This window comes from Bacteroidales bacterium (genome assembly GCA_029210725.1).
Taxonomy (GTDB): domain Bacteria; phylum Bacteroidota; class Bacteroidia; order Bacteroidales.
The window spans coordinates 36,945-49,780 of record JARGFM010000009.1 but is presented as its reverse complement, the minus strand read 5'-3'; the positions used below and the strand labels follow the sequence as shown (position 1 = coordinate 49,780).

The following is a 12,836-nucleotide window of genomic DNA, read 5'->3' as shown; positions in this document are numbered from 1 at the left end:
AGCAAGCTAAGCATGGTGGAACAGATAATTATGACGAGTGGCTCTAACACTCTTAACGGTTTTAATTTTGATCATATAGTCCCTGCAACAGGGGCCGGTTTCACTCATCAGGTAAGCAGTTGCATCGAGCAGCTTCAGGAATTCCTGCATCAGGAAGAGGATCTTCATTATCTGGTCACCCAGCAGACTTTTTTTATCTCAGCCAAAACCAGAGACCAGTATGAAGAGCGTTCAGCCATTATACGGGACCAGTTATCGAGGCAGTGTGGAACTAGTTTGCCGGCTACCAGCATTGTGGCCCAATCGCCTGCAGGCGAGATGGATGTGGTACTTGAACTGATCTGTACCAAAGCTGTCGAAAACAAAAAGGTCAGCTACAAGTCCTTACGGGGAGTTGACTATACCGTCATTGAATTTCAGGGATACAAGTGTATACATGGCGGGGGATTAATGGGAAGGGCGGAAGACAGCATACATGAAGCTTCAGAAAGTGCTTTTGAAACAGCCACTGCCATTCTGGAGCTGGAAGGCTTGTCCATTCGGAACATTATCCGGCAATGGAACTATATTGAGAACATAGCCCATGTGGAGGCAGGGGAGAACGCATCACAGAATTACCAGGATTTTAATGATGTCAGAGCCAGGTATTACGACCGGGTTCAGTTTGAACAGGGATATCCTGCAGCCACAGGCATCGGTCAGGATACCGGAGGAGTGATTATTGGTTTTATAGCACTTTCAGACTCGGATATCATCGCTGTAAAACCCATTGCAAATCCCGGGCAGATTGATGCACATAAGTATTCGGAACTGGTACTGGAAGGAAATTCCAGGCAAAAATGCACTCCAAAGTTCGAGCGGGCCAAGCTGGTCACCATTGGATCCAGGAACTATGTTTATGTCTCGGGAACTGCCTCCATTCTGGGGGAGGAGACGGTGCATACAGGGGATGTGGAGAAGCAGACCCTGACTACCATTGATAATATAAAAAAGCTTTTTTCCAAAGAGAACCAGGATAAGCTGGGCCTGGACTTTGAAGTGGAAAAAATCCGCTTCTCTCATCTGCGGGTTTATGTTAAGTACAGGAAGGATATCCCTGCTGTACAAAAGGTCTGCGATGAAGAACTAAACTATAAATCTTCACTTTTCCTGGAATCGGATGTCTGCCGGGAGAACCTGCTGGTTGAGATCGAGGGGGTTTTTACTGTCTGATCTCTGCTTTCAATTCACTCCTATAACACAATTATCCTTACTATCACCCCTGTAAAAGTTGTCAATGCTGGTTTTCCGTAAATTGAAAAACCGGGGATTTAATTTGTTCCAGAATTGATTTGCTGGTTTTTATTGGTAAATTATATGCGATTCCTGAAAGCATATCAAGGCTATATCCATGAAATATCATTCGACAATCTTAGCGCTTTTTCTGTTTTGCGCGATCCTGATGAGTGGCTGTAAGCCTTCACCGGCCGAAAAAAGCAGGGATTATCCCATATCCCCGGTAGATTTTACCCGGGTAAAGTTACAGGAGGGATTCTGGAAGAAGTGGGTGGAAACCGTGCAAAAAACCACCATCCCCTTTGCTTTTCAGAAATGTGAGGAGACGGGGAGGATCGATAATTTCATCTTCGCCGGGGGGCTCAGGGAGGGTAAATTTCGGGGAAAATACGGGTTTAATGATTCGGATCTTTATAAGATTATGGAAGGGGCTGCCTATGCTTTGATGATCGAAGAGGATCCTGAGCTGGCCGCCTACCTGGATAGCCTGGTGTACTATGTTTCCGGGGCGCAGGAGGAGGATGGCTACCTGTATACCGCCTGGACCCTCAAAGCCAATGAGTATAATGAGTTTTATTGCTGTACCTACAGTGATCAGGGGAGGTGGCTGGAAACTTCAAACAGCAGTCACGAGTTTTATAACGCGGGACATATGTATGAAGCAGCAGTTGCTCATTACCTGGCCACCGGAAGCAGGGCCTTTCTGGATGTGGCACTGAAAAACGCCGACCTGGTTTATGAGGTTTGCATCATCCTTGGAAATGACTTTGTGCCCGGCCACCAGGAGATCGAAATAGGACTGGCCAGGCTGTACCGGGCTACCGGGGAAAAGCGCTACCTGCAACTGGCCAAACACCTGCTGGATATTCGCGGAGATGTTCTCGATGGCTCCTATTCGCAGGCTCATCTGCCGGTAACGGAGCAGGATGAGGCAGTCGGGCATGCGGTTCGGGCCAATTACATGTACAGTGCCATGGCTGATGTGGCTGCACTGACCGGAGACAGCGCCTACCTGGAGGCAATCGGGAAGTTGTGGGACAATGTGGTGGAAAAAAAGCTCTCCATTACCGGAGGAGTAGGGGCCAGCCGCCGGGGGGAAGCCTACGGCGAAAACTACGAGCTCCCTAATGATCCCTATAATGAGACCTGTGCGGCTATAGCCAATGTCTACTGGAACCACCGGATGTTTCTGCTTCATGGCGATTCCAGGTACATCGATGTGCTGGAGCGCACCCTCTATAACGGGGTCATCTCGGGGCTTTCCCTGGATGGCCGGCTGTTTTTCTATCCAAATACCCTTCGGCATGACGGCGAGTCCACATTTAACCAGGGAGTTAATGGCCGTTCCCCCTGGTTTTCCTGCTCCTGCTGTCCCTCAAATCTCTCCCGCTTTGTTCCTTCGGTAGCCGGATACGCATACGCAGGCAGGGGAGATGATATTTATGTGAATCTCTTTATGAACAGTGATGTGTCCCTGGAGACTCCCGGAGGAGAACTAAGCCTTTCACAACGTTCTTCCTATCCATGGGAAGGCCATATTCAGCTGGAATTTACCAATGAGAAGGAGGTGCGGGCTGACCTTCATATCCGGATTCCCGGCTGGGCGATGAACACAGCTGTTCCATCGGACCTGTTCCGCTTTGCAGACAGGCAGGAGTCCCGGGCTGAATTAAGAGTCAATGGTAAAAGCGTGGAGATTAAAACCGAGAAGGGTTATGTGGTACTGCAGGGCAGGTGGAGGCGGGGAGACCAAATAAGCCTGGAACTGCCCATGGAGGACCGGATTATAGTGGCCCATGAGAAGGTGATTGAAAAAACCGGACTCCTTGCCGTTCAGTGCGGCCCCCTGGTATACTGTGCAGAAGAGATAGATAATGAGGCGGATGTCCTGGAGGCCGGGATACCTTCAGATGCACGTTTTGAACCCCGCTTTGCCCCACGGCTTCTGGGTGGGGTAAACATGCTTGAGGGAGAAGGGCTCAGACTGGTTCCTTATTATGCCTGGGCAAACCGGGAGGTGGGGAAAATGAATGTCTGGTTTCATCATATCAACTAATCCATGCAAACTCAGAGCTTATGAAAAAGTTACCTTACCTGTCTTTATTGCTTGCTGTTCTTCCCTTTTTCCTGAATGCACAGGGCGTTCAACAGAAAAATATCCTCTACGGAGCAGCCTATTATCATGAATACATGCCCTATGAAAGGCTTGATGAGGATGTAAGGATGATGAAAGAAGCAGGAATCTCCGTTGTCAGAGTCGGGGAATCGACCTGGAGTCTGTTTGAACCCAGGGAGGGGGAGTTTGAATTTTCCTGGATGGACCGGATTATTGATAAGTTTTATGAAGCTGGTATCCAGGTGATTCTGGGGACACCTACCTACTCTGTCCCGGCCTGGTTATGGCACAGGCATCCGGAGGTTCTCCGGGAACACCGGGATGGAGGTAAAGCCTATTATGGGATCCGGCAAAATATGGATATTACAAATCCCGCCTACCTGTTCTATTCGGAACGGATTATCCGGAAGATGATGGAGCATTACGCCTCTCATCCCGGTATTATCGGGTACCAGGTGGATAATGAAACAGAAGCCCGGGGAGTCAATGATTATAACTTCTATGTAGGCTTTGTGAATCACCTGAAAAAGAAATACAAAACCACGGAGAATCTCAACAAGCTCTGGGGACTGAACTACTGGGGAATGACCATTGATGGCTGGGAGGAGCTGCCTCCGCGGGACGGCGTCACCAATACGGGGTATAAGCTGGAATGGGCACGGTTTAACCGGAAGGCTGTGGCCGATTTCCTCACATGGCAAGCGGAGATCGTGGCGGAGTACAAGCGCGACGATCAGTTTATCATGCACTGCTTTATGCCTTCGGTCCAGAATATCGACCAGATTGCAAGTGCTTTAAAAATGGATGTGATGGCCGTAAATATTTATCATGGCCAGCAGGACGATCTGACTGGCAATGAAATTGCATTTGCCGGAGATTATTTCAGGTCGGTGAAGGGAAGCAATTACCTGGTCACCGAAACCAATGCCCAGACCATCGGCTGGAATTCCAAAATGCAGCAGCCACCTTACCCGGGACAGTTGCGGCAGAATGTTTATGCCCATATCGGTTCCGGAGCCAATATGGTGGAATACTGGCACTGGCATTCCATCCATTATGGACAGGAGACCTTCTGGAAAGGAGTTCTTTCCCATGATCTTCAGCCTAACAGGGCCTATGCCGAGGTAAGTAAAACTGCCCATGAGTTGCAAAAGTTCGGAAAGAAACTGGTGAATCTGAAGAAGAAAAACGAGGTGGCTATCCTGTTCAGTCATGATTCCAACGATGCCCTGAATTTTATGCCTTTCAACGGTTCGGGTCCCGACTGGAGTGAATCCATCAACAACGCTTACCGGAACCAGCTGGTGGGCCAGTTTCATAAGGTATTGTACCAGAATAATACCGGTGTTGACTTTATTTTCCCGGAGGACATGACGCCGGATGCATACAAGCTGGTCATCATCCCCTCTTTATATGTGGCCTCTGACGAAGTTCTGGGTCAGATAAGCGCTTATATAAAGAACGGCGGTCATGTAATCATGCAGTTCAAAAGCGGATTCTGTGATGAGAATTCCATGGTCCGCCCCGTTTTGGCCCCGGGGCCCCTGCGGGAAGCCTGTGGATTCTATTACCAGGAATTCTCCAATATCACGGCTCTTCCTTTGAAGGATAATCCCTTTCAGGTGGAAGAGAATTTCGCCACGGACTGGATGGAATACCTGATCCCTGAAACGGCACAGGTTCTGGCCTGTTACGATCATCCCTATTTTTCGGAATATCCGGCAGTGACTTTGAATGAATACGGGAAGGGGACCCTGCTCTATGAAGGATCCCTGTTTTCGGATCAGATTCAGGCCAAGATCATCAGGGAGGCCCTTGAAAGGGCCGGGGTCGAGAATCCGGATACGCGTTTCTCCTGGCCGCTGATTGCCAAAACGGGAATAAACGGGGATGGGAAAGCGGTGCATTTCTATTACAATTACTCATCCGCTCCCCTGGACTTTATTTATCCGCACCTGTCCGGTCAGGAACTGATCAGCGGGAAAGCGGTGAAAAAAGGGGATGCCCTGACTCTGGCGCCCTGGGATGTGCTTATCCTTGAAGAAAACCAGTAGGGCAGGAACAGCGGACCTCATTCGCTTTCCGGGACCTGCTGTCCACCCTCTGCGAAGTAAGCGGGCCTGTGGAAAGCGATCCGGAAAAATATCCCGTGCTGCTGTTACCGGCTAACCCGGCCCGATGCATCCCCGCTCATCAGTTTTTTCACCTCGTCCACCGTAACCCGGTTATAGTCGCCATAAATGGTGTGCTTCAGGCAGGAGGCTGCCACCGCAAAATTCAGTGCTTTTTGCAGATCATCCGCGTAGCTGAGCAGACCGTAGATCAATCCCCCCATAAAGGAGTCACCCCCGCCTACCCGGTCTACCATATGGGTGATGTTATATTCTGGTGCTTTGTACAGGGTGCTTCCATCATATAGCACTCCCGACCAGGTGTTGTGACTGGCACTGATAGATCCGCGCAGGGTGGTGATCACCTTTTTGCAACGGGGAGCCAATTTCATGATCTGTCCCGAAACAGCGAGATAGGCATCAGCATCTACGGCTCCGCTGCTTACATCCACACCGCGGGGGTGAATATCCAGGGCCATGGCAGCATCCTCTTCATTACCCAGGATAAGGTCACAGCCCTGCACCAGTCCGGGCATAACTTCCCTGGCCGTTTTCCCCCACTTCCACAGGTTCTTACGGTAGTTCAGATCGGTGGAAATGAAAAGACCTGCCCGGGTAGCGGCATCCATCGCTTCCCGGCAGACCTCTGCAGCAGATTCAGAAACAGCCGGGGTAATTCCGGTCCAGTGAAACCAGCCGGCATCCTTAAACACCTGCTCCCAGTCGATCATTCCGGGTTTGATTTGTGAGAGAGCCGAATGGCTGCGGTCATAAATCACTTTGCTGGCTCGATTTACAGCACCCGTCTCCAGATAATAGATACCCATGCGCTCGCCTCCCCAGACAATATTCCCGGTTTCCACGCCCAGGCCCCGGAGCTCTTTTACACAGGCGATGCCCAGATCGTTTTCCGGAAGCCTGGTTACGAAACTGACCGGGATGTTATAGTTGGCCAGGGAGACAGCCACATTGGCCTCCCCGCCTCCAAAGGTGGCGCTCAGAACGGGCGACTGCAGAAAACGTTCCTTACCGGGAGCTGCCAGTCGCAGCATCACCTCTCCAAAAGTGATCACTTTTTTCATATTACGAGTTTAATGATTTTTTCTCTAATCATTTTTATACTTTTAAAATACCTAAGTATAGTCTTATGAAAAGGATCAGAGTTTCCGGTAAAATTGCCATGGTATGGATTGCTTTCCTGCAGGGGATCCTGTTCTCCTGTGCCCGGGCGGAGGAAGAAATACCTGAGATCATTCCGCCGAATATTCTCTTTGCCATCGCCGATGATGCCTCCTGGGAACACTTCGGGGCCTATGGCTGCGACTGGGTGAAGACCCCGGCCCTGGATAAGATCGCCAGGGAAGGGATCCTCTTCTCCCGGGCCTATACGCCCAATGCCAAATGCGCTCCTTCTCGTTCCTGCATTCTAACTGGATTGAACAGCTGGCAGCTCAGGGCTGCAGCCAATCATGTACCCTATTTCCCCCCTACGTTCAGCAGCTATGTGGAGGTGCTGGAGAAGCATGGGTATCAGGTAGGCTACACCGGCAAGGGATGGGCACCCGGGGTGGCCATCGACCAGGAGGGAAAATTCCGGGAACTGACCGGGCCCCTGTACAGCGAGCATACTTTAATTCCACCCACACCCTTTATGGCCGCAAGCGACTATGCCGTTAATTTCAGCAAGTTTCTGGAGGAGAAAACTGAAGGAGAGCCTTTCTGCTTCTGGTACGGTGGTTTTGAACCCCATCGTTTCTATGAGTTTGCTTCGGGAATGGAAAAAGGGGGGAAATCGACTGAGGAGATAGACCGGGTGCCGGACTTCTGGCCCGATGTGGATACAGTTCGCCAGGACCTGTTGGATTATGCTTTTGAGATTGAACATTTTGATTCACACCTGATGCAGATGCTGCAGCTTTTGGAGGAAAAAGGAGAGCTGGAAAATACTCTGGTGGTGGTTACAGCCGATAATGGAATGCCTTTCCCCAGGGTGAAGGGACAGGTCTATGAGTACTCCAACCATCTGCCACTGGCCATTATGTGGCCCGGGGGAATAGAAAATCCGGGCCGGGTGGTGGATGATTTTGTGAGCTTCATCGATTTTGCACCCACCTTTCTGGAGGTGGCCGGGGTGGACCTGAAGCAATCTGGAATGCAGGAGATGGAGGGCAGGAGCCTGACCGAGATCTTTTATTCGAAGAAGAGCGGTCAGGTCGTAAAGGAGCGTGATTTTGTGCTGGTAGGAAAGGAAAGACATGATCTGGGCCGGCCTTTTGACCTGGGTTATCCGGTCCGTGGAATAGTGAAAGGGGAATGGCTCTATCTCCATAACTACCATCCGGATCGCTGGCCGGCGGGTAATCCCGAAACCGGCTATCTGAATTGTGATGGCGGAGCCACCAAATCCTATATCCTTAACCAGCGTCGCGTATATGGTAATCTGGAATACTGGGAACACAACTTCGGCCTTCGTGTCCCGGAAGAGTTGTATCATATTAAATCGGATCCCTGCTGCCTCAATAACCTGGTGAATGATCCTGCATATGCTTCCAAACGGGAGGAGTTAAGTACGGATATGACCGCGAAACTGACTGCACAAGGCGATCCGCGTATCCTGGGGAATGGGGAGGTCTTTATGTCTTACCCATATGCCCAGGCTGATCGCGGACTTTATGAGAAGATCATGGCCGGTGAGCAGGTAAATACCGGCTGGGTCTATGACACGGATTTTGAACCCGAATGGCTGCAAAGGGCAAGGGAGGACTAAAAAAAAACACTTTCGTGAAGCTTCTGCACGGGAGGGGACCTCATTTTTTAATTATCTTCAGGGATCAAACGAATCTATTAAATCCGGCCCTTCAAATGACCTGTATTACCCATAGAGTCTACAGCTCTTACAAGCGTTTCTGCAAGACCCTCAGCCTGGAGGATGACCCGAAACTGATTGCGGAATACAAAAGAGTACATATGCCTGATAATATATGGCCGGAGATCACCCGGGGCATGATTGAAGTGGGAATCCTGGATATGGAAATTTATATAGCAGGAACCCGCTTGTTTATGATTATGGACACCATCCCTGAATTTGATCATGACCGGGATATGGATTTACTGGCTGCTAAACCAGGGCAGTCAGAATGGGAAGCCTTTGTTTCCAGGTTTCAAAATACCTCCTCCGATGCCAGTGCAGGGGAAAAGTGGAAGCAGATGGATCGTATTTACAAGCTGGATCGTACCCAATGATGATCCATGCACATCAACTGGACCTTTGGCCGGATTATAAGCAATTAATACCTGAAACCCATGGAGAAAAGAAAATTTAAGCTGCTTGAAAAACAGTACCTGGTTCCTTTTGTGCTGATTACTTCGTGTTTTGCCTTCTGGGGATTTGCCAACGATATTACCAATCCCATGGTCAAAGCTTTTTCAAAGATTTTCCTGATGAATACGGTTCAGGGCTCGCTGGTGCAGGTGGCTTTTTACGGGGGGTACTTTGCCATGGCTTTCCCGGCAGCAATTTTTATCAGGCGCTTTACTTATAAGGCTGGAATCCTGGTGGGCCTGGGTTTGTATGCCACCGGGGCACTGCTCTTTATCCCGGCCAGTGCAATCGGGCTCTATGCTCCATTCCTGATCGCTTATTTCATTCTTACCTGCGGACTTTCCTTCCTGGAGACCAGTGCCAATCCCTACATTCTCTCCATGGGTGCCGAGGAGAGCTCCACGCAGAGGCTCAACCTGGCACAGTCATTTAATCCCATCGGCTCCATAACCGGCATGTTTGTGGCCAAGACCTTTATCCAGGCACGCCTCGATCCTGCAGATACGGTCCAAAGGAGCCTGCTGGGACCGGAGGAGTTTGAGGCCATGAAGATGAGTGACCTGGATACCCTGAGTTCCCCCTATATTATCATCGGGATTGTGATCATCATGATGTTTATCCTCATTGCATCGGTGCGTATGCCAAGAAACGCCGATTCAAACCGTAACATTAATTTTCTGCCCACGATAAGGAGGATATTCTCACTTCCCCGATACCGGGAAGGGGTGGTGGCGCAGTTTTTCTACGTGGGTGCCCAGATCATGTGCTGGACCTTTATTGTGCACTATGGCACCCGCTATTTTATGAGCCAGGGCATGGGCGAACAGGAGGCTGAAGTACTGAGCCAACAGTATAACATTGTGGCCATGGCTATCTTCATTGTGAGCAGGTTTATCAGTACCTTTCTGATGCGTTATGTCAGACCCGGACGCCTGCTGATGTTCTTTGCACTTGGGGGCTTTGCGAGCGTTTCAGGCGTCATATTGTCAACGGGGATTATGGGAATGTACTGCCTGGTGGCTACTTCCGCCTTTATGTCTTTGATGTTCCCGACCATATACGGGATTGCCCTGAGGGGACTGGGAGAGGATGCCAAGTTCGGGGCAGCGGGACTGATCATGGCGATTCTGGGCGGGTCGGTGATGCCACCTCTTCAGGGGGCTGTAATCAAGCAGGGAACCCTTATGTCCATGCCGGCTGAGAATATCTCATTTATCATCCCTCTGGTCTGTTTTGTGGTAGTGGCCATTTACGGATACAGGACCAGGACCTTTGCTCACTAGAACCTGTTTCTGATCAGAAATGAAACTTAGCAGTAAGAGAATGCTTCACCAGGTCAGAAAACTGCATCGGACGACCCAAAGCCTGAGTTTCGTGCAGGTGATGGCTTTTATGTTAAAGATAGAAAACCCGTTAAAAAGTATAAGTCATGTTTAGGTTTATCCTTGGATTTACAGTAACAGCCCTGCTTCTCTCCTGCGGCAGGAGGGAAGCGCCAAATATCCTCTTTATCCTAGCCGATGATCAAAGCTACAATACCATCCGGGAACTGGGAAACCCGGAGTTGCAGACCCCCACTCTGGATGAACTGGCCAGACAGGGAACCGTCTTTACCACCGCCTATAATATGGGAGGATGGCATGGGGCAGTCTGTGTGGCTTCCCGTACCATGTTCAATACCGGCAGGTTCCTCTGGAGAGCCCGTACCCTGGAGAACAAACTGGACAGCCTGGCTGCCACCGGACAATTATGGAGCAAGGAGATGGAGCGACTGGGTTACGACACTTATATGACAGGAAAGTGGCACGTGAACATCCCTCCGCCCGAGGTTTTCAGACGGGTGGGAACGGTCAGGGGAGGAATGCCCGGGGCCGTACCGGAGATGTACGACCGGCCCCTGGATCAGGATGATTGGGAGTGGACCCCCTGGGACACTGCTTTCGGAGGATTCTGGGAGGGAGGTATTCACTGGAGTGAGGTGGTGGCCAATGAAACCATGGGTTTTCTTGACCAGGCAAAGCTCTCAGAAAATCCTTTCTTTATGTATGTGGCCTTTAATGCGCCGCACGATCCGCGCCAGTCGCCCAAAGAGTATGTGGATCTCTATCCGCTGGACAGTATCTCTGTTCCCGGTAATTTTTTACCGGAGTATCCTTTTAAAGATGAAATAGGATGCGCTGCCACCCTCCGCGATGAAAAGCTGGCCCCCTTTCCAAGAACCGGATATGCCGTAAAGGTTCACCGTCAGGAATACTATGCCCTGATCTCTCATCTGGATGCCCAGATCGGTCGGATCCTTGACCATCTCGAGGAGAGCGGGCAGGCAGATAACACCTATATTTTTTTCACGGCCGATCATGGACTGTCGGTGGGACAGCATGGACTGATGGGAAAGCAGAATATGTACGATCACAGCATGCGTTCGCCCCTGATGGTAGCGGGTCCGGGAATACCTGCAGGGAATCGGGAGAAGAGGGTGGTATACCTGCAGGATATCATGCCCACGGTGATTGAGTATGCAGGAGGTACCGTTCCCGAGTGGGTGGATTTCAAGAGCCTGAGGCCTGTGATTGAGGCGAAGAACACGACCACCGCTTACCCTGAAATATACGGAGCCTATATGGACCTGCAACGGATGATCCGGATCGATGACTATAAACTGATCGTCTACCCGGGGGCCGGAGTGATCAGGCTATTTGATCTGCTCAATGATCCCGCGGAACGCTTCGACCTGGCCGGAGCCACCGGACAGCAGGACCGGGTCCGGAGCATGTTCGTTAAATTACAGGAGACCCAGGACCAGATGGCCGATACCCTGAAGCTGGAACCGGGTTTCTTCGGTTTGTAAAAAGAACTATATTTCCAATTGAAAAACTGAAGTTATGGAACTGAGAAAAGATGCTAAATATGCCATGATCATCCCCACCAGCATGGGAATCCGGATCACCCCGGTAAACGGTCAGCCTGTACACAGCAGTGAGCTCTTTAAATTGCAGGTAACAAGTGCAGAATCCAATGTAGGAAGCACCGCCTCTTACCTGGGCCTGCCGGTGAAAATCCTGACCAATTTTGTTAAAGGGAGCCCTGTTGCCAGAAAGATCAAGGACAACCTGGCCAGCCGGCACATGGAATTTGAAGGTCCGGAGGTCGAACAGGGAAACCCATGGGGCTACCGGCACCAGATCAATATCGCGGATTCAGGTTCCGGATCACGCGGCCCCCGGGTATACAACGACCGGGCCGGAGAGGTAGGGCGAAGGCTGGATGTGAAGGACTTTGACCTGGACCGTATATTTGGAGATGAGGGTGCAAAGATTGTACATCTTTCGGGACTTATTGCGGCACTGTCGCCGGAAACCAGTCAGTTCTGCCTGGAGATTGCCAGGGCTGCAAAAAAGCACGGCACCCGTATCTCTTTCGACCTGAACCACCGGGCTTCTTTCTGGGAGGGCAGGGAAAAGCAGCTGCATGAGGTTTTTACCCGGATCGCTTCTATTTCAGATATTCTTATCGGGAACGAGGAGGACTTTCAACTCTGCCTGGGTATTAAGGGCCCTGAAGCTGGAGGAAAGGAGCTGGGAGCAAAGATTGAGGGCTTTAAGGGAATGATTCATCGCGTTCAGGAGTCTTTCCCGGATGTTTCCGTATACGCAACCACCCTTCGCCAGGTGATCAGCGCCAATAGGCATATGTGGGGCGGAATTATCTCTGAAATGGGCAACTGGCACGTGGTCGAACCTCGGGAAATCTATGTGTATGACCGCATAGGCGGTGGAGACGGTTTTGTCAGCGGAATGCTCTATGCCATCCTGAAGGGGTGGGAACCTGTTAAGTGGATCCAGTTTGGCTGGGCTGCCGGGGCGCTGGTGGCCACCCTGGAAAGCGATTATGCCCAACCGGCCGATGAGGAACAAATATGGAGCATCTGGCAGGGGAATGCCAGAGTGCAGCGCTAGCAATTATTGATATTCCGTAAGATTGACAGGCCGAACTTTTTCCGATCCTTATCTCA

Annotated in this window: 9 protein-coding genes; 8 read left to right on the top strand and 1 reads right to left on the bottom strand. The window is 50.7% G+C overall.

The features are described from left to right. The first annotated feature begins 30 nt into the window (after positions 1 to 30). From P1P86_06630 to P1P86_06620, 3 genes are all read left to right on the top strand, one after another. Positions 31 to 1,212, top strand: a complete 1,182-nt coding sequence (locus tag P1P86_06630) for a hypothetical protein (protein MDF1574853.1) — start codon at positions 31 to 33, stop codon at positions 1,210 to 1,212. Between the two features lie 229 nt (positions 1,213 to 1,441). Beyond that, on the top strand, positions 1,442 to 3,331 hold the full coding sequence (locus P1P86_06625; GenBank protein MDF1574852.1) for a glycoside hydrolase family 127 protein: 1,890 nt from the start codon (positions 1,442 to 1,444) through the stop codon (positions 3,329 to 3,331). 20 nt (positions 3,332 to 3,351) lie between these two features. After that, positions 3,352 to 5,445 carry a beta-galactosidase gene (locus P1P86_06620; protein ID MDF1574851.1) on the top strand — a complete coding sequence of 698 codons (2,094 nt, stop codon included), beginning with the start codon at positions 3,352 to 3,354 and terminating at the stop codon, positions 5,443 to 5,445. Positions 5,446 to 5,549: 104 nt separating this feature from the next. Here P1P86_06620 and P1P86_06615 read toward each other — a convergent pair whose 3' ends face one another. Continuing rightward, positions 5,550 to 6,584: a sugar kinase gene (locus P1P86_06615; GenBank protein ID MDF1574850.1), complete on the bottom strand. Its 1,035-nt coding sequence runs from the start codon at positions 6,582 to 6,584 to the stop codon at positions 5,550 to 5,552. A 65-nt stretch (positions 6,585 to 6,649) separates the two neighbouring features. Between P1P86_06615 and P1P86_06610 the strand changes: the two genes are divergently transcribed. The 5 genes from P1P86_06610 to P1P86_06590 all read left to right on the top strand — a co-directional run bounded on the left by P1P86_06610 (position 6,650) and on the right by P1P86_06590 (position 12,780). After that, the gene (locus P1P86_06610) at positions 6,650 to 8,269 is read left to right on the top strand and encodes a sulfatase (protein MDF1574849.1); all 1,620 of its coding nucleotides are present in this window, start codon (positions 6,650 to 6,652) and stop codon (positions 8,267 to 8,269) included. 95 nt (positions 8,270 to 8,364) lie between these two features. Further along, positions 8,365 to 8,745, top strand: a complete 381-nt coding sequence (locus P1P86_06605; GenBank protein ID MDF1574848.1) for an L-rhamnose mutarotase — start codon at positions 8,365 to 8,367, stop codon at positions 8,743 to 8,745. A gap of 60 nt (positions 8,746 to 8,805) precedes the next feature. Then, positions 8,806 to 10,107, top strand: a complete 1,302-nt coding sequence (gene fucP / locus P1P86_06600) for an L-fucose:H+ symporter permease (protein ID MDF1574847.1) — start codon at positions 8,806 to 8,808, stop codon at positions 10,105 to 10,107. A gap of 146 nt (positions 10,108 to 10,253) precedes the next feature. Next, a complete protein-coding gene (locus P1P86_06595) occupies positions 10,254 to 11,672 on the top strand; it encodes a sulfatase-like hydrolase/transferase (GenBank protein MDF1574846.1) in 1,419 nt (472 codons plus the stop codon). Between the two features lie 34 nt (positions 11,673 to 11,706). Further along, on the top strand, positions 11,707 to 12,780 hold the full coding sequence (locus P1P86_06590; protein MDF1574845.1) for a sugar kinase: 1,074 nt from the start codon (positions 11,707 to 11,709) through the stop codon (positions 12,778 to 12,780). The last annotated feature ends 56 nt before the right edge of the window (positions 12,781 to 12,836 follow it).

Bases quoted from the DNA above. Each gene is read 5' to 3' on its own strand.
- P1P86_06630 (MDF1574853.1), top strand. From the start codon at position 31: ATGACGAGTGGCTCTAACACTCTTAACGGTTTTAATTTTGATCATATA.
- P1P86_06625 (MDF1574852.1), top strand. From the start codon at position 1,442: ATGAGTGGCTGTAAGCCTTCACCGGCCGAAAAAAGCAGGGATTATCCC.
- P1P86_06620 (MDF1574851.1), top strand. From the start codon at position 3,352: ATGAAAAAGTTACCTTACCTGTCTTTATTGCTTGCTGTTCTTCCCTTT.
- P1P86_06615 (MDF1574850.1), bottom strand. From the start codon at position 6,584: ATGAAAAAAGTGATCACTTTTGGAGAGGTGATGCTGCGACTGGCAGCT.
- P1P86_06610 (MDF1574849.1), top strand. From the start codon at position 6,650: ATGAAAAGGATCAGAGTTTCCGGTAAAATTGCCATGGTATGGATTGCT.
- P1P86_06605 (MDF1574848.1), top strand. From the start codon at position 8,365: ATGACCTGTATTACCCATAGAGTCTACAGCTCTTACAAGCGTTTCTGC.
- fucP (MDF1574847.1), top strand. From the start codon at position 8,806: ATGGAGAAAAGAAAATTTAAGCTGCTTGAAAAACAGTACCTGGTTCCT.
- P1P86_06595 (MDF1574846.1), top strand. From the start codon at position 10,254: ATGTTTAGGTTTATCCTTGGATTTACAGTAACAGCCCTGCTTCTCTCC.
- P1P86_06590 (MDF1574845.1), top strand. From the start codon at position 11,707: ATGGAACTGAGAAAAGATGCTAAATATGCCATGATCATCCCCACCAGC.